General features: G+C 70.6%; 18 protein-coding genes and 1 pseudogene. 11 read left to right on the plus strand and 8 right to left on the minus strand.

Features of this window, described 5'->3' with window-relative positions; translation table 11 throughout:
* The first annotated feature begins 2 nt into the window (after positions 1-2).
* From OG574_RS34785 to OG574_RS34795, 3 genes are all read left to right on the plus strand, one after another.
* Entirely contained in the window at positions 3-122 is a 120-nt protein-coding gene (locus tag OG574_RS34785) for an SGM_5486 family transporter-associated protein (protein ID WP_264484672.1), read from the plus strand.
* Between the two features lie 223 nt (positions 123-345).
* A complete protein-coding gene (locus tag OG574_RS34790; RefSeq protein ID WP_326778728.1) occupies positions 346-561 on the plus strand; it encodes a hypothetical protein in 216 nt (71 codons plus the stop codon).
* 85 nt (positions 562-646) lie between these two features.
* The gene (locus tag OG574_RS34795) at positions 647-1,165 is read left to right on the plus strand and encodes a SixA phosphatase family protein (protein ID WP_326776438.1); all 519 of its coding nucleotides are present in this window, start codon (positions 647-649) and stop codon (positions 1,163-1,165) included.
* A gap of 101 nt (positions 1,166-1,266) precedes the next feature.
* Here the strand turns inward: OG574_RS34795 and serB are convergent, their stop codons facing one another.
* Together serB and OG574_RS34805 are read right to left on the minus strand one after the other, a co-directional pair.
* Positions 1,267-2,505 carry a phosphoserine phosphatase SerB gene (serB, locus tag OG574_RS34800; protein WP_100592527.1) on the minus strand — a complete coding sequence of 413 codons (1,239 nt, stop codon included), beginning with the start codon at positions 2,503-2,505 and terminating at the stop codon, positions 1,267-1,269.
* A 113-nt stretch (positions 2,506-2,618) separates the two neighbouring features.
* Positions 2,619-4,434 (minus strand): annotated as a pseudogene (locus tag OG574_RS34805) (streptophobe family protein).
* A gap of 267 nt (positions 4,435-4,701) precedes the next feature.
* Here OG574_RS34805 and OG574_RS34810 point away from each other — a divergent pair.
* Positions 4,702-7,227: an FHA domain-containing protein gene (locus tag OG574_RS34810; protein WP_442816942.1), complete on the plus strand. Its 2,526-nt coding sequence runs from the start codon at positions 4,702-4,704 to the stop codon at positions 7,225-7,227.
* Between the two features lie 87 nt (positions 7,228-7,314).
* Here OG574_RS34810 and OG574_RS34815 read toward each other — a convergent pair whose 3' ends face one another.
* The 3 genes from OG574_RS34815 to OG574_RS34825 form a co-directional block, all read right to left on the minus strand.
* A complete protein-coding gene (locus tag OG574_RS34815) occupies positions 7,315-8,025 on the minus strand; it encodes a transglycosylase SLT domain-containing protein (protein ID WP_326776440.1) in 711 nt (236 codons plus the stop codon).
* A gap of 295 nt (positions 8,026-8,320) precedes the next feature.
* Positions 8,321-9,403, minus strand: coding sequence for an S-adenosylmethionine:tRNA ribosyltransferase-isomerase (locus tag OG574_RS34820; protein ID WP_326776441.1), 1,083 nt, complete (start codon positions 9,401-9,403; stop codon positions 8,321-8,323).
* Positions 9,400-10,101 (minus strand): SDR family NAD(P)-dependent oxidoreductase, encoded by a 702-nt coding sequence (locus tag OG574_RS34825; RefSeq protein WP_326776442.1) that lies wholly within the window; start codon positions 10,099-10,101, stop codon positions 9,400-9,402. The genes OG574_RS34820 and OG574_RS34825 overlap by 4 nt, the downstream gene beginning before the upstream one ends.
* A gap of 201 nt (positions 10,102-10,302) precedes the next feature.
* Between OG574_RS34825 and OG574_RS34830 the strand changes: the two genes are divergently transcribed.
* The 4 genes from OG574_RS34830 to OG574_RS34845 all read left to right on the plus strand — a co-directional run bounded on the left by OG574_RS34830 (position 10,303) and on the right by OG574_RS34845 (position 12,882).
* Positions 10,303-11,448, plus strand: coding sequence for a GAF domain-containing sensor histidine kinase (locus OG574_RS34830; RefSeq protein WP_326776443.1), 1,146 nt, complete (start codon positions 10,303-10,305; stop codon positions 11,446-11,448).
* Positions 11,441-12,085: a response regulator transcription factor gene (locus OG574_RS34835; protein ID WP_326776444.1), complete on the plus strand. Its 645-nt coding sequence runs from the start codon at positions 11,441-11,443 to the stop codon at positions 12,083-12,085. Before OG574_RS34830 ends, OG574_RS34835 begins: the two co-directional genes overlap by 8 nt.
* A gap of 200 nt (positions 12,086-12,285) precedes the next feature.
* On the plus strand, positions 12,286-12,528 hold the full coding sequence (locus OG574_RS34840; protein WP_100592533.1) for a chaplin: 243 nt from the start codon (positions 12,286-12,288) through the stop codon (positions 12,526-12,528).
* A gap of 117 nt (positions 12,529-12,645) precedes the next feature.
* Positions 12,646-12,882 carry a chaplin gene (locus tag OG574_RS34845; RefSeq protein ID WP_326776445.1) on the plus strand — a complete coding sequence of 79 codons (237 nt, stop codon included), beginning with the start codon at positions 12,646-12,648 and terminating at the stop codon, positions 12,880-12,882.
* Between the two features lie 218 nt (positions 12,883-13,100).
* Here OG574_RS34845 and OG574_RS34850 read toward each other — a convergent pair whose 3' ends face one another.
* Positions 13,101-13,889, minus strand: a complete 789-nt coding sequence (locus OG574_RS34850; RefSeq protein ID WP_326776446.1) for a hypothetical protein — start codon at positions 13,887-13,889, stop codon at positions 13,101-13,103.
* 123 nt (positions 13,890-14,012) lie between these two features.
* Between OG574_RS34850 and OG574_RS34855 the strand changes: the two genes are divergently transcribed.
* The 3 genes from OG574_RS34855 (at position 14,013) to OG574_RS34865 (ending at position 16,379) form a co-directional block, all read left to right on the plus strand.
* Positions 14,013-14,810 carry an ABC transporter ATP-binding protein gene (locus OG574_RS34855; protein WP_326776447.1) on the plus strand — a complete coding sequence of 266 codons (798 nt, stop codon included), beginning with the start codon at positions 14,013-14,015 and terminating at the stop codon, positions 14,808-14,810.
* 64 nt (positions 14,811-14,874) lie between these two features.
* Positions 14,875-15,306, plus strand: coding sequence for an NfeD family protein (locus tag OG574_RS34860; protein ID WP_326776448.1), 432 nt, complete (start codon positions 14,875-14,877; stop codon positions 15,304-15,306).
* Positions 15,307-15,446: 140 nt separating this feature from the next.
* Positions 15,447-16,379, plus strand: coding sequence for an SPFH domain-containing protein (locus tag OG574_RS34865; protein WP_100592537.1), 933 nt, complete (start codon positions 15,447-15,449; stop codon positions 16,377-16,379).
* Positions 16,380-16,452: 73 nt separating this feature from the next.
* Here the strand turns inward: OG574_RS34865 and OG574_RS34870 are convergent, their stop codons facing one another.
* Both OG574_RS34870 and OG574_RS34875 read right to left on the minus strand, forming a co-directional pair.
* The gene (locus OG574_RS34870; protein ID WP_100592538.1) at positions 16,453-16,959 is read right to left on the minus strand and encodes an HNH endonuclease; all 507 of its coding nucleotides are present in this window, start codon (positions 16,957-16,959) and stop codon (positions 16,453-16,455) included.
* A gap of 145 nt (positions 16,960-17,104) precedes the next feature.
* Complete coding sequence (locus OG574_RS34875; RefSeq protein WP_326776449.1) at positions 17,105-17,644, minus strand: YbhB/YbcL family Raf kinase inhibitor-like protein; 540 nt, start codon at positions 17,642-17,644, stop codon at positions 17,105-17,107.
* Between the last annotated feature and the right edge of the window lie 69 nt (positions 17,645-17,713).

Consider the following 17,713-nt stretch of genomic DNA (forward strand, 5'->3'; position numbering starts at 1 on the left):
GCATGTCGCCTGTGCTCGACCCGAACCCCCAGAACGGCCAGAAGAAGCTCCTCATCGTGCTCGGCTCGATGCTGGCCATCACCGTGATCATCGCGGTCATCGCCTCGATCGCCTCACCGTGACCATGGCCGCCATCGTGGTTGTCGCCTCACCGTGACAGCGGTCCCCGGCCTGTTCGCGGCCGGGGTCGGTGGTGCTAGCACCCCCAACCCCTAGGGGGTCAGTGTCAGGGTCAACTGGGTGGATCACCGGATGGGTTGAGGGCCCGACCTTCCGTAAATTCGAGATGTGACCGCGAGCACCGCGGACCACGGCACCGAGCATCTCGAGGACCCCGGAGGCGTCATGTCGGCCCCTACGCACACCAGGCCCCACCCGGCCCCAGCGGGCGGCGTCGACGTCAGGCTCCCGTGGTGGGCGATCGCCCTGCCCGCGATCACCTTCGCCGTGCTCCTGCTCCTGATCATCAACCCGGCCGACGCCCACGCCGCGACCGGCGACCCGGCGGTCGGCCAGCTCCTCGACCGCATCCAGCAGGCGGTGCTGCACACAGCCCCGTGAGCAGGCCGCACGGCGCGTCACCCGTGCCGGTCGAGCCCGTCAACTCCCTGCGCCCCGTGGCCGGTTTCATGCGAAGCTGGGACCCATGAGCGTCGCAGAACCCCGCAGGATTGTCCTTTTCCGGCATGCGAAGGCGGACTGGCCCCAGGTCTCCGACCACGAGAGGCCGCTCGCCGAGAGGGGCCGAAAGGACGCCCCCGTCGCCGGCCGCAAGCTCGCCGACTCCGGTATCGACCTGGACCTGGCCCTGTGCTCGACCGCCGCGAGGACCCGCGAGACGTGGAAGCTCGCCGTCCACGAGCTGCCCCACCGGCCCAGGACGGTGTACGAGGAGCGGATCTACGAGGCCTCGCCCGGTGAGCTCATCGCCGTGCTGAACGAGACCCCGGACGACGTGCGGAGCGCGGTGCTGGTCGGCCACAACCCCGGGATCCAGGGCCTCGCCGAGATCCTCTCCGGGCAGGTCGAGGGCGACGCGGGGGAGCGGATGGCCCGGCGCGGCTTCCCGACCTCCGCCTTCGCGGTCCTGTCCTTCACCGGCTCCTGGAAGTCCCTCGAACCGGGCACCGCCACCCTCATCGACTACTGGGCACCGTCCAAGTGACCCGTCGGCCGGCGGCCGGACCCTGATACGCCGACGGGCCCCGGTACCGCATGGGTACCGGGGCCCGCCGCCGCATCCGTAACTGTCCGCGTCGACCGGAGTCAGTCGTCGTGGGCGTCCGCCGCCTCGACCTCTTCACGGGTGATGCCGAGGAGGTAGAGAACGGTGTCGAGGAACGGCACGTTCACCGCGGTGTGCGCGGCCTCGCGGACCACGGGCTTCGCGTTGAAGGCCACGCCGAGCCCCGCCGCGTTCAGCATGTCCAGATCGTTGGCGCCGTCACCGATCGCCACGGTCTGCGCGAGCGGCACCCCGGCCTCCGCGGCGAACCGGCGCAGCAGCCGCGCCTTGCCCGCGCGGTCCACGATCTCGCCGGTGACCCGGCCGGTCAGCTTGCCGTCGACGATCTCCAGGGTGTTGGCCTGGGCGAAGTCGAGCCCGAGCCGGTCCTGCAGATCGTCCGTGACCTGGGTGAACCCGCCCGAGACGACGCCCACTTGATAGCCGAGCCGCTTCAGCGTGCGGATCAGGGTCCGCGCGCCGGGCGTGAGCCGCACCTCGGTGCGGACCTTGTCGACGACCGACGCGTCGAGCCCGGCGAGCAGCGCGACCCGCGCGTGCAGCGACTGCTCGAAGTCCAGCTCGCCGCGCATCGCCGACGCGGTGACCTCGGCGACCTTGTCCTCGCAGCCCGCGTGCGCCGCGAAGAGCTCGATGACCTCGTCCTGGATGAGGGTCGAGTCGACGTCCATCACGACGAGGCGCTGGGCGCGCCGGTGCAGCCCGGCCGCGACGACCGCGACATCGACGCCGAGCGCCGCCGACTCCGTCGCGAGCGCGGTGCGCAGGGGCTCGGTCTCGGCGCCGGAAACGGCGAACTCGACTGCGGTGACGGGGTACTTCGCGAGCCGGAAGATACGGTCGATGTTGCCGCCGGTGCCGGTGATCCTGGCGGCGATGGCGGCCGTCGTCTCCGCGGTCAGCGGGTGGCCGAGCACGGTGACGAGGGAGCGGCCGAGCCCGCGCGGACGGTTGTCGCCGATGCCCGAGATGATCTCGGCCTGCATCCGCATGGACTCCGCCCAGCTGTGGACGGTGGACCGCAGATCGCCCTCGAGACCGGGGGGCGGCTCCGTCACCAGGGCGCACAGCACGATGCGTCCCCGGGTGACGACCTGCTCGATGTCGACGACATCGACGGAGTAGGCGGCGAGGGTGTCGAAGAGCCCGGCGGTGATGCCGGGGCGGTCCTTGCCGAATATCTTGACGAGGAGCGTCGGGACGTCGTCCGGAACTGCGACCGGGACATCAGCGGGGTGGCGGGGCTGCGAAGCACTCATGGTGGTCCCACGTTATCCGGCCCGCGTCGCGCGGCGCGGCGGTGGTCCGCGTGGCGGACATGTGCGACGCGCACTCCGACCGGCCGGTTCGCCGTCCACCGCCCGCACTCGGCTCAGCGGCGCGGGCCCCTGCGCGGTGGCGGCGGCCCTTCTTCCTCCGGCGGCGATGGCGACGACGGCGACGGCGACGGCGCGTGCGGAAGTGGTGGTGGGGGAGGAGGCGGTGGCGGCACGGGCCATCCGCCCTTGCCGGACCCGGACCCGGGCCGCCCCCGCGGACGAGGCGGCACCGGGGGCCTGACCGGCCCCACCATCGTCGGCGCCCCGTACAAATCGTCCGGCAGATCATCCGGCCGATCGCCCGCCCGTTCGTCCGACGGCTTCAGATAAGGGTTGGTCCCGTCCGGCGCCCCCCGGTACGGAGTACTCGGCCGATACGGCCCTGCCTCCTGAGGCGGGACGGGCCGGACGGCACCGCCCACCGGCGCCCCGCCCTCCACCCGCCCCTCCGGCTCCACGCCGCCCCCGCCCAGCGCAGCCGGAGCGGCTCGCCGCCCCGCCGCCCCCGCCCCGTGAGCGAGCAGCGCCCCCACCGCTCCCGCCCCCGCCCCCCAAGCGGCCCCGAGCAGCAGTGCCATGCCGAGATGTCCGTGCAGCTCGATCCCGGCCCCGAAGGCGTCGAAGCCGAGTACGGACAGCGAGGCGTCCGCCGATACGTCCGTCAGCCGCACGAGCAGCGGCAGGCCGAGCGCCGTGACGGCCCCGAGCCGCAGCGCGCACCTCCCGGCGAAGCCGACGACCCCCATCGGCGGCGACCCGGGCCCGCCGGTCACCGCAGGTGTCCGCACGGCGGTCAGCACGCCCGCGAGCACCATCATCAGAACCATCGCGAAGGCCAACAGCCATACCCTGCCGTCCAGTTCGGCAAGACGGCTCAGAGTCACCGGCTCGTTCGCGCGCATCCGCAGCAGTTCGTCGACCGGATGGGGAAGGGCCTGCGCGAGTGCGCCCGTCGCCTTGCCGTCCCAGGGGACGAAGAGGCCGAGGGGAATGCCCAGCCACACCCCGTTGGGCGCCCCGAGCAGCGCGGCGCCCACGATCCGCCGCGGATGGTCGTCGCCGATCACCGCGTACGCCGCCGCCGCGAGCCCTGCGGCGACAGCCACCAGTAACACCGTGACCAGCGACGAAGCAGCGGGACGGACCACCCGGTGCACCGCGTCCAGGGAGCGCGGGAGCGGAGTACGTCGCGACGCGAGCAGCGCGATCAGCAGGACGCCGATCACCCACGCGGCGCCGCCCAGCAGTGAGGCCCCGGTCTCGACGGTGAACCCGACGGTCGCCTTCGCGTCCACGAGGCCGCCGATGTGGTCCGGCAGGAGCCCTCCGAGGTCGAGGCCGCCCGGCAGCTTGTCCTTGATGCCGCCCGGCAGATCCCCGTCCGGTATCCGGTCGAGCCCGAGCTTCCCGCCGTCAATCGTGATGAGGTCGTGACCAGCCCAGGCGAGCCCTGCGAGCATCGCCAGAAACAGCGCGACCACGCTCCCCACGCGCGCCGCGAGTTCGGCCGGCGTGACCTCAACTCCCGCCCCACGCAGGGAACGCAGGAAGAGCCGGCTGAGCAGCAGCGCGCCCGTGAGAGCCACGCCGAGCGGCGCGATATCGATCGCGGTGTGGGGCCTGTGCGCCCTCCAGTCCAAAGGCTGAGACGTCTCCCGACGGCGTGACTTTCCCACCTGCCCCAAGTACCACCACAGCGGCCGTCATCGGGCCGAGCGGGCCCGCGGAATCCGCACCGAGCAGATGGAGGCCGGCCGCGGCGACCGCCGCCATCCCGATGAACGCCCAGCTCACGGAGGCGACCGCGGAGAGCAGTACGTCGCCCCAGCGCACGCCCTCGCGCCCGCTCCGCCGCACAACGGTCTCCATCAGGGCCCCCGATCCGTACGGTGATGTATCGGATGTCCCATTCGCGCATGATCCGTAGGCACTTGTGGGTGCTTACTACTCTCCGGGGCTGTTTCTGCGCCGTCAACGGGGCGGGCGCGAGGGCGCGTAGACAGTCTTCACAAGGCCCGCCGCAAGGCCCGACTTTCGGTCAGGGGGCTCCGCCTGAAATAGTTCCCCACGAAGTTCGACATCCCTAGACTCCCCAAGATGGGGGCTAGCTCGGGGGACAACTCAGTGGGGCATGGAGTGCCGGAACTCGTACTGGAATTGAATGGAAGGACCTGGACGCTCGACCCGTCCAGGCCATACACCCTCGGACGTGATCCGCAGGGGGACGTCGCGATCGACGATGCCAGGGTGTCCTGGCGACACGCCACGATCAGCTGGGGCGGCCGGAGTTGGGTCATCGAGGACCACGGCTCCACCAACGGCACGTTCGTGCAGGGCCAGCGGATCCATCAGATGGAGATCGGCCCGGGCTCGACGCTGCACCTCGGCAACGCGACGGACGGTCCGCGGGTCAACCTCTCGGGCAGCGCCTCCGGCGCGGCCGTGCCCGCGGCCCAGCAGGCCCAGCAGCAGGCCCACCCGCAGCAGGCACCGGTCCAGAAGCAGCAGGGCGGTGACCCCGGCTGGGCGCACAACGCGCCGCCGCAGCAGCAGGTGCCCGCCCAGCAGAGCTGGCAGCAGCCGCAGCAGGCGCAGAACATCCCGCCCCAGCAGGGGCCCGGCGGTGTCGCGGGGGCTCCGCCGGTCTACGGCGACCGCAGCCCCACCACGTTCCACCAGCTGGCCCTCGGCCGTGTGATGCGGATCGGCCGTGCGCTCGAGAACGAACTGGTGGTCTCCGACCTCCAGGTCTCGCGCCTGCACGCCGAGTTCCACGCGACGCCCGACGGCCGCTACGAGATCCGCGACCTCGGCTCGCACAACGGCACGTACGTCAACGGTATGCCGATCGCCAAGGGCGGCTCCGGGCTGCTCGGCCCGAACGACATCGTCGGCGTCGGCCACTCGACGTTCCGCCTCGTCGGCGACCGCCTCGAGGAGTTCGTCGACACCGGTGAGGTCTCCTTCTCCGCCCGTCATCTGACGGTGACGGTCGACGGCGGCAAGGACATCCTCAAGGACGTCTCCTTCGGCGTCCCGGAGAAGTCGCTCATCGCGGTCATCGGCCCCTCGGGTTCCGGCAAGTCCACCCTGCTCAAGGCGCTCACCGGCTACCGGCCCGCCAACAAGGGCGACGTGCTCTACGACAACCGGAACCTGTACAAGCAGTTCGCCGAGCTGCGCCAGCGCATCGGTCTGGTCCCGCAGGACGACATCCTGCACAAAGAACTGACCGTCAAGAAGGCCCTCAAGTACGCGGCCAAGCTGCGCTTCCCCTCGGACACCAGCGAGCAGGAGCGCGAGCAGCGCATCGACGAGGTACTGCGCGAGCTCAAGCTGGACATCCACAAGGAGAAGAAGGTCACCTCCCTCTCCGGTGGCCAGCGCAAGCGCGTCTCCGTCGCCCTGGAGCTGCTCACCAAGCCGTCGCTGATCTTCCTGGACGAGCCGACCTCCGGTCTCGACCCGGGCATGGACCGCGACGTCATGCAGCTCCTGCGCGGCCTCGCCGACGACGGCCGCACGGTCCTCGTCGTCACGCACTCGGTCGCCGAGCTGGCGATCTGCGACAAGCTCCTGGTGATGGCGCCCGGCGGTTCGGTGGCGTACTTCGGTCCGCCCGAGGAGGCCCTGAACTTCTTCGGCTACAGCACCTGGGCCGACGTCTTCTCCGCCTTCGAGAACTACCGCGACTACGACTGGGCGGGCCGCTGGAAGGGCTCGCAGCACTACCAGATGTACGCCGCGGACATCGACGCCGTCGCCGCACAGTCCGTACACATGCCGCCACCGCAGGCGATGAAGCCGCCCAAGCCGCAGGGCTGGGGCTCGCAGCTGTGGACCCTGATCCGCCGCTACACGTCGGTGATCGCGTCCGACAAGGGCTTCCTGGGCCTGATGGTGATCCTGCCGGCGGTCCTCGGCGTGGTCAGCACGGTGATCCCGGCCGACTTCGGCCTGGCCCCACCCAAGCCGCCGTCCCGGTTCAACGGCGACGCCGGCACGATCATGCTGATCCTCGCGGTCGGCATGTGCTTCTCGGGCGCGGCCAACTCCGTACGTGAGCTGATCAAGGAACGCGTCATCTACGAACGGGAGCGGGCCACCGGCCTCTCCCGCTCGGCGTACCTGATGTCGAAGGTGATCGTCCTCGGCGTCGTCACGGCCATCCAGGGCGTGATCATCTGCGCCATCGGCTTCTTCCCGCGCGACCTGCCCGCCGAGGGCCTGATGATGCCGCCGGCCGTCGAGCTGTGCATCGTGATCATCGCGCTGGGCTTCACGTCGATGATGTTCGGCCTGGTCATCTCCTCGCTGGTGAAGACCGCCGAGAAGACGATGCCGCTCCTGGTCATGTTCGCGATCGTCCAGGTCGTCTTCACCGGCATCCTGTTCCAGGTGTACGGCTCGCCGGGCCTGGAGCAGTTCGCGTGGCTGATGCCGTCGCGCTGGGCCATCGCCGGCGCCGGTTCGACGCTGGACCTCGCGCACCTCATGCCGCCGTGGGACCAGGCGCACCCGAACGACCTGGACCCGCTGTGGGAGCACTCGGTGAGTCAGTGGGGCATCAACCTCGCGATCCTGATCGCGCTCGGTGTCATCTGCGGCTTCGCGGTCGCGCGCCTGCTGCGCCGCCACGAGCCCGAGGTCATGCGCAAGTAGCGTGACCCGCGCACGGATGAAGGGCGGCACCCCGCACGGGGTGCCGCCCTTCGGCGTTCACAGAGACCCTGAGGTCCAGGGAGAGTCTCAGTAAGCGCTGTTCACGTTGTCCATCGAGCCGTACTTGTCCGCGGCGTAGTTCGCGGCAGCGGTGATGTTGGCGACCGGGTCGTAGATGTTCCACGAGGTACCGGGGACGTGGTACGCGGTGAAGGTCGGCGGGATGACCTGCAGCAGACCCTTCGAGGGGATGCCGTTGATCGCGTTGATGTCCCAGTTGTTGATCGCCTTCGGGTTGCCGGAGGACTCGCGGATGATGTTGCGGTGCAGACCCTCGTAGGAGCCGGGTATGCCCTTGGACTTCATGATGTCCAGGGACTGGCGGATCCAGCCGTCCAGGTTGTTCGCGTAGACGGGCTTGCGGGCGGCGGCGCGGCTGGCGGCCTCCTTGACCGCACGGTACTTCTCGGTCTTTGCCTTGGCCTCGGCCTTTGCGGCTGCGTCGACCTTGGCCGCGGCGCTCTGCGCGGCCTTCAGCTTCGCGGCCGCGTTCTTGGCCTGCTGGTCGGCGGTGGCCAGCTGGTTGGTGACGCTGGCGTGCACGTCCTTGATCTGGGGCTTGCCGGCGGCCACCTCGAAGGCGACCGGAGCCGCCGAAATCGTCTCGGCCTCCGCGTTGGAATTGCCCGGCACCAGCGTGAACGCGAGGGCAGCGGCGCCGAGCGTGGCGATACCGGCGATCGAGTACTTGTGGGTCTTCGTCAGGGGACTATGACCGGAGAAGCTGAGCTTGGACATGGAGGACCTCTTCGAATCGGGGAAGTCGCTCACCGGTCCAAAGCAGGACCGCTCATGTTTCGGTCATGAACGCTGTGGGTACAGGCCCACGCTGTCGAGCAACGAGAGCCATTGTTAGCGGCCGCAAAATCCCGTCGCAACGATGTGACGTACGAAGCCAGGTAGTGGATCAGGCCCCCCGTCGAGGTCCGTTTCGCCCCTCCTGCCCCGGCGTCGCCGCCCACAGCTCATTCCTAGCCGCCTTCGTACGTGACGTGCGTCCTATGCGCGGGCTCACATCGGGCACGCAGCAAACTCACCTAGCGTTGCCATTGCAACGCACTGTGTGACCGGATTCGTCAGGAAGTATCAGGTGGACGTCCCCGAACTCATGCCACAGGTAAAAATGTCCCAATGCTTCCGCATATGTGCTGGTAATTGCCTCGGCTCCTGCTACGGCCTCCAGCATCAGCACGTGCGATGCCTCCGGCTCGTGCAGCCCGGTCAGGAGGCCGTCCACCACCCGCACCCCCCGCTCGGGCGTCACCACGAGGTCCGTCCAGCCCGAGGCCGCCCGCACCACCCCGTCGGACCCCGCGGCCGACTCCACGGCCCGTACGGCCGTCGTACCGACCGCCACCACCCGCCCGCCCCCGGCCCTCGCCGCGTTGATCAGCCGTGCCGACGCCTCCGGCACCTCGAACCGCTCCGGATACGGCGGCTCGTGCGACTCCGCCGACGCCACCCCCGTATGCAGCGTGATCGGCGCGAACTGCACCCCCCTGCTGACGAGCTCCGCCACGAGCCGCGCCGTGAACGGACGCGCCGCACTCGGCATCTCCGCACTGCCCGCCCCGTCGGCGTACGGCAGCGCGAACACCGTCTGATAGACGGAGAGCGGCTGATCGCGCTCCGTATAGGAGTAGCGGATGGGTCTGCCGTGGCGCCGCAGCAGCGCGGGCACGTCCCCCGCGACCCGCACCCACCACAACCGCGCCCCGCCGCCCGCCGGCGGCTCCTCCCAGATGAGACGTACGCCCCCGGGGAGCACAGCCACCGTCCCCTCCGGACCGCCCGCACGCGGGCGCGTGGTGCCATGCCCGTCCGGGTCCCGCAACTCGACGGCCCAGCGACCGTCATCGCCACGCGTGGAGAAGTGCACCACCACGCGCGCGTGCCCGATCCGCCCGTCGACCGCCGCGGCCAGCGTCGGTGACGTATTGACCACGAGCAGATCCCCGGCCCGCAGCTCACCCGGAAGCTCGGCGAAGTCCCGGTGCGTGACGTCCGTGCCGCGCGAGACGAGCAGCCGCACCGCGTCCCGGTCCAGGCCGGGCCCACGCTGCTCCGCCGGCACCCGGGCCGAAAGCTCCGCCGGCACCCGCACCGCGACCGTCATCGTGCCTCCAGAAGAAGAGAGGGGGCGGCATACCGCCCGCTGTCCGGCCGCTCGTCGAGCAGCCGCAGGAACGCCGGCACCACCGTCTCCGGCAGCGGCCGGTCCGAGTCGTCGTCGAGGGGCGCCGCCGCCCGATAGAGATCCGTGCGCATATCGCCCGGATCCACCGCCCACACCCGCAGCCCCGGCTCCTCCACCGCGAGGACCGCCGACAGCTGGTCGAGCGCGGCCTTCGAAGCGCCGTAACCGCCCCACGTCTCGTACGCCTCCGCCGACGCGTCCGAGCTCACCGACACGACCGCGCCCCCGGCAGACCCGCGCAGCAGCGGCAGCGCCTCCTGCACCAGGCCGAGCGCCGCCACGACATTGACCTCAAGGGCACGCCGCAGCCCCTCCACCGGCAGGGCATCAAGACGCACCAGCGGCTCGGCCCCCAGCGCGCTCGCGTTGTTCACCACCAGATCGAGACCCCCGAGACCGCGCGCCGCGGCCACCAGCTCCGCGCGGTGCGCCGTATCCGTGACATCCCCGGGCAGCGCCTCCACCCTCGTCCCGTACCTCCCCGCCTCGTCCGCCGCCTCCCGCAGCACCGCCCCGGACCTGGCGTCGAGCACCAGATCCCAGCCGCGCCGCGCGAGAGCCACGGCGAGCGCGCGACCGAACCCCTTCGAAGCCCCCGTGATGATCGCCACCGGCATGACATCCGTCCCCTCGGGCCCGTCGGGCCGCCCTATTGCCTACGTGCTTCGATCCGCCTCCAACGTAGGAACCGACCTGCCCCCGGCGCCTCGTCCGCGGGCCGCACCTCACGAGGGCCCTTCGCCCTACGTCCACCGGACCAGAAGGCGGCCGCCACAGGCCCGATACGCACTGTCACACCCCGCCGGTACCTTGAGGTCATGAGTCACGGCCCACGATCCGGCCTCTCCGCGGTGAGTTCCGCGCTGCTGGCCATGAGCAGACACCTCGAGGTGCGCGACGTCCTCAAGACGATCGTCGCGTCGGCCCGCGAGCTGCTCGACGCCGAGTACGCGGCCCTCGGAGTGCCGGACGACCACGGAGGCTTCGCCCAGTTCGTCGTCGACGGTGTGAGCGACGCGCAGTGGAAGGCCATCGGCCCGCTCCCGCGCCAGCACGGCATCCTCGCCGCGATGCTGCGCGACGCGAAGACCGAGCGCCTGGGCGACGTGCGCGAGGACCCGCGCTTCGAGGGCTGGCCGTCCGCGCACCCCGACATGTCGGACTTCCTCGGCCTGCCCATCCGGGACGGGGACGAGGTCATCGGCGCCCTCTTCCTCGCCAACAAGAAGTGCCCGAAGCCGCAAGGGGGTTGCGGCTTCACCCTGGAGGACGAGGAGTTGCTGACGATCCTCGCCCAGCACGCGGCCATCGCCCTGACGAACGCCCGTCTGTACGAGCGCAGCCGCGAGCTCACCATCGCCGAGGAGCGCTCGCGCCTCGCCCATGAACTGCACGACGCCGTAAGCCAGAAGCTCTTCTCCCTGCGCCTGACCGCCCAGGCCGCCGCGGCCCTCGTCGACCGCGACCCGTCCCGCGCCAAGGGCGAGTTGCAGCATGTGGCCGAGCTGGCCGCCGAAGCCGCGGACGAACTGCGCGCCGCGGTGGTCGAGTTGCGCCCCGCAGCGCTCGACGAGGACGGCCTGATCGCCACGCTGCGCACGCAGATCCAGGTCCTCGACCGCGCCCACTCGGCCCATGTCACCTTCGACTGCGGCGGCATCCGTGCCCTGCCCGCCGCCCAGGAGGAGGCCATGCTCCGCGTCGCCCAGGAGGCGCTGCACAACGCGCTGCGCCACTCGGGAGCCGAGCACGTCCGCGTGACGCTCGACAAGCGAGGCCCCGGAGCCGTCCTGCGCGTCACCGACGACGGCAGCGGCTTCGAACCCAAGGCAGTCCGGCACGCGGGACGCCACCTCGGCCTGGTCTCGATGCGCGACCGGTCCAGTGGCGTCGGCGGCCGTCTGACGGTGGAATCGGAGCCCGGCAAGGGCACCACGATCGAGATGGAGGTCCCCGGTGGCTGACAACAGGATCCGGGTGCTGCTGGTCGACGACCACCAGGTCGTCCGCCGGGGGCTGCGCACGTTCCTCGAGGTCCAGGACGACATCGAGGTCGTGGGGGAGGCGTCCGACGGCGCCGAGGGCGTCGCCCTCACCGAGGAGCTGAAGCCCGACGTCGTCCTGATGGACGTCAAGATGCCCGTCATGGACGGCGTGGAGGCCCTGCGCAAGCTGCGCGAGCTCGCCAACCCCGCGCGCGTGCTCATCGTCACCAGCTTCACCGAGCAGCGCACCGTGGTCCCCGCCCTGCGCGCGGGCGCCGCCGGGTATGTCTACAAGGACATCGACCCGGACGCCCTGGCCGGCGCCATCCGCTCGGTGCACGCCGGACATGTGCTGCTCCAGCCGGAGGTGGCCGGCGCCCTGCTCTCGCAGGAGGAGGCCAATGGCGGGCAGGGGAGAGGAAATTCCCTGACCGAGCGGGAGCGCGAGGTGCTCGGCCTGATCGCGGACGGCCGCTCGAACCGCGAGATCGCCCGCGCCCTCGTCCTCTCCGAGAAGACGGTCAAGACCCATGTGTCCAACATCCTGATGAAGCTCGACCTGGCGGACCGCACCCAGGCCGCCCTGTGGGCCGTACGCCATGGGGCGGCCGGCTGAACCGTGCCGCGGCTGCGGGACGGTGTGCGGCTCCGCCGGGCCGGACGAGAGGGGACGGCAATTCGGATGGTTCCGCTCCGGGCCGAGATTCATACTGTCGTGTGTATGTCCCCCGGATGGCGCATCCTGCGCGAGGCTCCGGCGTTCTCCAGTGCGTGCTGCGGCGGCTCGTCGCAGTGATCGCCTAGGAGGGTCAAGAAGTGAAGAAGCTGAAGAGGGTCGCGGCCGTATCGATGGTTGCCGGTGGGCTCGTCGCCGCCGGTGCCGGTATGGCCTCCGCCACCGACGCGCACGCGGACGGCCAGGCTGTGCACTCGCCGGGCGTCGTCTCCGGGAACGTGATCCAGGCTCCGGTCCACGTCCCGGTCAACGTCGTCGGCAACACCGTGAACGTCATCGGTGTGCTCAACCCGGCCTTCGGCAACCTCGGCGTCAACCACTGACGTACGCCTCAGGTCCACCAGTGACCACCGGCCCCCGGGTATCCCCGGGGGCCGGTCCCGTTTCCGGCCCGCCGGGGGCCAGCTGATCCGTACGTGCGCACCGCCGTGGCTGGAGGAATGCTTCTCACGAACATCGCCAAGAAGGCCGCCCCGACCTTCGCCGTCGAGAGTCTCGCCGCGGGCGCTTGTGTCGGAGCCGCTTTCGCGGACGCGGACGCCGACGGCCAGGCAGCCAACTCCCCGGGTGTGGGCTCGGGCAACCCGGTCCAGGTCCCGGTCAACGCCACCGGAAACAGCGTCAACGTGATCGGCCTGCTGAATCCGACGTTCGGCAACGCCTCCGAGAACAGCTGACACACCCCCAGGAAGGGCCCCACGGACACGGATCCGCGGGGCCTTTCCGGCGAGTTACGCGACTCCGGAGCGGCCTGAGCCGCGGGGCCCCCAACTCAGGCTCGTGTTACGCCGCTACCGAGCTCCGGCGCTCCGGCGTCCCCGGCTCCGGCGCTCCGGCGCGCATCTCGCTCCCGCGCACCGACGCTCTGCGCCCCGTCCCAACGCACACCCGCACCTCACCGCCCCCCGCGCTCCCGCTCCTCCACGAACGCGTTGTACGCCGCGACCTGCGCCCGACGGGCCGTCCGCTCCACCGGACGCAGCGCCTCCGACCGCGCCGCCATCTCCGAGGCACTCATGGCCCCGCCGTGCCCGCTCTCGTACGCCACCGAGATCAGCAGCCCGACGCGCTGTGCCAGCTCCAACACCCTTACCGCGCGCGGCGGATAACCCGGCGCGAGGACCTCGCGCCCCCGCTCCGCCCGCGCCCGGTACGCGTCCACCGCCGCCTCGGCCACCGGCCCCGACCCGGCCACGTCGAGCCGCGAGAGCACAGCCGTGGCGTCCCGCAGCGCCTCCGCGAGCTCCCGCTCGGCCTCACCGAGCGAGGGCACATCCGCAGGGGGCGCCTCCCGCACGGGAAGGCAGTGCCACAGGACGTCGACATGGACGTCGCCGGCGGGCCCGGCCTCGTACACCTCGGGCACGAGCCCGAGCGCGGCCCCCTGGCACACGACGGCCTCCTCCGCGTCGAGGGCGCGCGCGTTGAACTCGGGAGGACCGCTCAGGCCCAGCGGATGGCCGGGCGCGGGCAGCGCCACCCGCAGCCCCGTCGCCCCCAGCGTGCGCAGCCGCCCCAGGGCGAGCGTCAGCCCCACCGGCGCCGACTCGCCCGGCAGCCCCTCCACCCGGTGCACCGCATCCTCACCGACTATGGCGAGCGCAGCGTCATCAGGAGCAACAAACCCGGCCAAAAGGGAATTTCCCCATGAGGCCAGCCGACCTGAACGTGGTTCCGAAAGCATGGGCTCCACCCTAAAGACCGGCCGATGGATTGGACCGGTCGACCGGTGGCGTAGGTTTTCCCATGGGGATGCGTCCACAAGACGCACGCGACTGCCGAGACTGCAATGGGAGACAACGCGCTCATGAGCGATGTACTGGAGCTGGTGGACGTATCCGTGGTCCGCGAGGGCCGGGCTCTGGTGGACCAGGTCTCCTGGTCGGTCAAGGAAGGTGAGCGCTGGGTCATCCTCGGCCCGAACGGCGCCGGCAAGACGACCCTCCTGAACGTCGCCTCCAGCTACCTCTTCCCCAGCCAGGGCACCGCCACGATCCTCGGCGAGACCCTCGGCAAGCCCGGCACCGACGTCTTCGAGCTGCGTCCGCGCATCGGCGTCGCCGGCATCGCGCTCGCCGAGAAGCTCCCCAAGCGCCAGACGGTCCTGCAGACGGTCCTCACCGCCGCGTACGGCATGACCGCCGGCTGGCACGAGGACTACGAGGACATCGACGAGCAGCGCGCCCGCGCGTTCCTCGACCGCCTCGGCATGAGCGACTTCCTGGACCGCAAGTTCGGCACGCTCTCCGAGGGCGAGCGCAAGCGCACCCTGATCGCCCGCGCCCTGATGACCGACCCCGAGCTCCTCCTCCTCGACGAGCCCGCCGCCGGTCTCGACCTCGGCGGCCGCGAGGACCTCGTACGCCGCCTCGGCCGCCTCGCCCGCGACCCGATCGCCCCCTCGATGATCATGGTCACGCACCATGTCGAGGAGATCGCCCCCGGCTTCACGCACGTCCTCATGATCCGCCAGGGCAAGGTCCTCGCCGCGGGCCCGCTGGAGCTGGAGCTGACCTCCCGCAACCTCTCCCTCTGCTTCGGCCTCCCGCTCGTCGTCGAGCAGCGAGGCGAGCGCTGGAGCGCGCAGGGCCTCCCGCTCGGCTGACCCGGCGCGGGCCGCCCCCACGGCACCCTGTCCCCGGAGGTGACCCCGGTCCTACCATGACCATGTGGCAGACATCGACGCATGGGTGTGGTGGCTGATCGGGGCGGCCGCGCTCGGAATCCCCCTCGTCATCACCGCGATGCCCGAATTCGGCATGCTCTCCGCCGGCGCCGTCGCGGGCGCCGTGACCGCCGGCCTCGGCGGCGGGATGGTGATGCAGGTTCTTGTCTTCGCCGCGGTCTCGGTCGCGCTCATCGCCGTCGTACGGCCCATCGCGGCCCGCCACAGCGCCGGGCGGCCCGTGCTCGCCACCGGAATCGAGGCCCTGAAGGGCAAACAGGCCGTCGTCGTCGAACGCGTCGACGGCAGTGGTGGCCGCATCAAGCTGGCCGGAGAGATCTGGTCCGCCCGCTCACTCGACGATTCCGAGAGCTACGAGCCGGGCCGTCAGGTCGACGTCGTCGACATCGAGGGAGCCACCGCGATCGTTGTGTGATCATGGTGACTTGATCGGGGAGGTGGCACGAACTCCCCACGCTGCAGGGCCCGTTCTGACAGACTCGACCAGCAAGATCCTCAAGATCTTCCGGCGGGACCCGCCGGAACGACGACGGCACGAAGGGCACGGGAGACGCGATGTCAGCGATCATCATCGTCCTGATCATTCTGGTGGTGCTGGTCTTCATCGCCCTGATCAAGACCATTCAAGTCATCCCGCAGGCAAGCGCTGCGATCGTCGAACGCTTCGGCCGCTACACCCGCACACTGAACGCGGGCCTGAACATCGTCGTCCCGTTCATCGACTCGATCCGTAACCGCATCGACCTGCGCGAACAGGTCGTGCCCTTCCCGCCCCAGCCGGTGATCACCCAGGACAACCTGGTCGTGAACATCGACACCGTCATCTATTACCAGGTGACCGATGCCCGCGCCGCGACCTACGAGGTCGCCAGCTACATCCAGGCCATCGAGCAGCTCACCGTCACCACCCTGCGCAACATCATCGGCGGCATGGACCTTGAGCGGACCCTGACCTCCCGCGAAGAGATCAACGCGGCCCTGCGCGGCGTCCTCGACGAGGCCACCGGCAAGTGGGGCATCCGCGTCAACCGAGTCGAGCTCAAGGCGATCGAGCCGCCCACCTCCATCCAGGACTCGATGGAGAAGCAGATGCGCGCCGACCGCGACAAGCGCGCCGCGATCCTCACCGCCGAAGGTATCCGCCAGTCGCAGATCCTCACCGCCGAAGGTGAGAAGCAGTCCGCGATCCTGCGTGCCGAAGGTGAGGCCAAGGCCGCCGCCCTGCGCGCAGAGGGCGAGGCCCAGGCCATCCGTACGGTCTTCGAGTCCATCCACGCCGGCGACGCCGACCAGAAGCTCCTCGCCTACCAGTACCTCCAGATGCTCCCGAAGATCGCCGAGGGCGACGCCAACAAGCTCTGGATCGTGCCCAGCGAGATCGGCGACGCACTCAAGGGACTCTCCGGCGCCATGGGCAACTTCGGCCCGATGGGCGGCGGTTCGGCCCCCGCGGGTGCCGAGCGCCGCGAACAGCCGCCCATCGACTGACCCGCCCCGCACATGAAGAAGCCCGCCCCGGCACCCCGGAGGCGGGCTTTTCCGTGCGTCACCGCGTCCCGGGCTACGCCGCCGTACGCGCCAGCCAAGCCGGCAGCGCGTCCCGCTCGGACTGCCCGAGTGTCAGCAGCATCGCGTCGGCCGGCGTGGGCTCGAACGGCTCCCGCAGCAGCGGCATCCCCGCCTGCTCCGGAGTCCGGTCCGCCTTGCGGTGGTTGTCCTCCGCGCACGAGGCGACCGTATTCAGCCAGGAGTCCGCACCACCCCGCGACCGCGGCACCACGTGGTCCACAGTCGTCGCCCGCCGCCCGCAGTACGCGCACCGGTGCTGGTCACGCACCAGCACACCCCGCCTCGACCACGGAGCCTGTCTTCGGAAAGGCACCCGTACATACCTGCAGAGCCTGATCACCTGCGGCACCGGTATGTCCACGGCGGCCGCACGCACACGGAGTCCGGGGTGGGCCTGCTCGACGACGGCCTTGTCCTGCAGCACCAGCACGACGGCCCGGTTGAGCGTCACCGTCGACAACGGCTCGAAGCTGGCGTTCAGTACCAGCGTGTCCCGCATCTCGCCCACCTCCCGTACGTCCCCGGCCCACCCCCGTGGCGGGCTTGGATCAACTCTGGCCGGGCGCGCCGAGATGGACAACGCAATAAAAATGCCCGTCCCCGATCACTTCCATGACCGGGGACGGGCAAACAGACGATGAACGCTAGCTATCCGCGGAAGCCGCGTACTCAGCGATCACCTGCGCACGCGCCAGCGTGTGAAAGCGCAGGTTGAACCCGACGACAGCCGGCGAGGCGTCCGAGTCGGGACCCAGCTTCTCCTGATCCACCGCGTACACGGTGAAGACGTAACGGTGGGCCGGGTCACCGGGCGGCGGCGCGGCGCCCCCGAAGTCCTTCGTCCCGTAGTCGTTGCGCACCTGCACCGCACCGGCGGGCAGCCCCTCGAACTTGCCGCTGCCCGCGCCGGCCGCCAGCTCGGTCACCGCAACCGGGATGTCGAACACGGTCCAGTGCCAGAAACCACTGCCCGTAGGGGCGTCCGGGTCGAAACACGTCACCGCGAAGCTCTTCGTCTCGGCGGGGAAGCCCTCCCACCGCAGCTGCGGCGAGGTGTTCCCGGCCGCGTAGACCTGAGCGTCCTTGAGTACCGCGCCCGGCTCGAAGTCCTCGCTCGCCACCGTGAACGACGGCACCTGCGGATGGAAATCATGGGGAAGCGGCGGCCTCTTGAGGTCGGTCACGTCGGCACCTCCTGATCGGCGAAAACTCTCGGTGCCGAGCCTATGCCCTGCCCGGCCGGCGGCGGACGG

Source organism: Streptomyces sp. NBC_01445 (genome assembly GCF_035918235.1).
GTDB lineage: Bacteria > Actinomycetota > Actinomycetes > Streptomycetales > Streptomycetaceae > Streptomyces.

What these genes read in the sequence shown, in the direction of transcription:
- OG574_RS34830 (WP_326776443.1), top strand. Translation starts at nt 10,303, where the DNA reads ATGAGTCACGGCCCACGATCCGGCCTCTCCGCGGTGAGTTCCGCGCTG.
- OG574_RS34785 (WP_264484672.1), top strand. Translation starts at nt 3, where the DNA reads ATGTCGCCTGTGCTCGACCCGAACCCCCAGAACGGCCAGAAGAAGCTC.
- OG574_RS34825 (WP_326776442.1), bottom strand. Translation starts at nt 10,101, where the DNA reads ATGCCGGTGGCGATCATCACGGGGGCTTCGAAGGGGTTCGGTCGCGCG.
- OG574_RS34855 (WP_326776447.1), top strand. Translation starts at nt 14,013, where the DNA reads ATGAGCGATGTACTGGAGCTGGTGGACGTATCCGTGGTCCGCGAGGGC.
- OG574_RS34790 (WP_326778728.1), top strand. Translation starts at nt 346, where the DNA reads ATGTCGGCCCCTACGCACACCAGGCCCCACCCGGCCCCAGCGGGCGGC.
- serB (WP_100592527.1), bottom strand. Translation starts at nt 2,505, where the DNA reads ATGAGTGCTTCGCAGCCCCGCCACCCCGCTGATGTCCCGGTCGCAGTT.
- OG574_RS34850 (WP_326776446.1), bottom strand. Translation starts at nt 13,889, where the DNA reads ATGCTTTCGGAACCACGTTCAGGTCGGCTGGCCTCATGGGGAAATTCC.
- OG574_RS34820 (WP_326776441.1), bottom strand. Translation starts at nt 9,403, where the DNA reads ATGACGGTCGCGGTGCGGGTGCCGGCGGAGCTTTCGGCCCGGGTGCCG.
- OG574_RS34865 (WP_100592537.1), top strand. Translation starts at nt 15,447, where the DNA reads ATGTCAGCGATCATCATCGTCCTGATCATTCTGGTGGTGCTGGTCTTC.
- OG574_RS34870 (WP_100592538.1), bottom strand. Translation starts at nt 16,959, where the DNA reads ATGCGGGACACGCTGGTACTGAACGCCAGCTTCGAGCCGTTGTCGACG.
- OG574_RS34815 (WP_326776440.1), bottom strand. Translation starts at nt 8,025, where the DNA reads ATGTCCAAGCTCAGCTTCTCCGGTCATAGTCCCCTGACGAAGACCCAC.
- OG574_RS34845 (WP_326776445.1), top strand. Translation starts at nt 12,646, where the DNA reads ATGCTTCTCACGAACATCGCCAAGAAGGCCGCCCCGACCTTCGCCGTC.
- OG574_RS34795 (WP_326776438.1), top strand. Translation starts at nt 647, where the DNA reads ATGAGCGTCGCAGAACCCCGCAGGATTGTCCTTTTCCGGCATGCGAAG.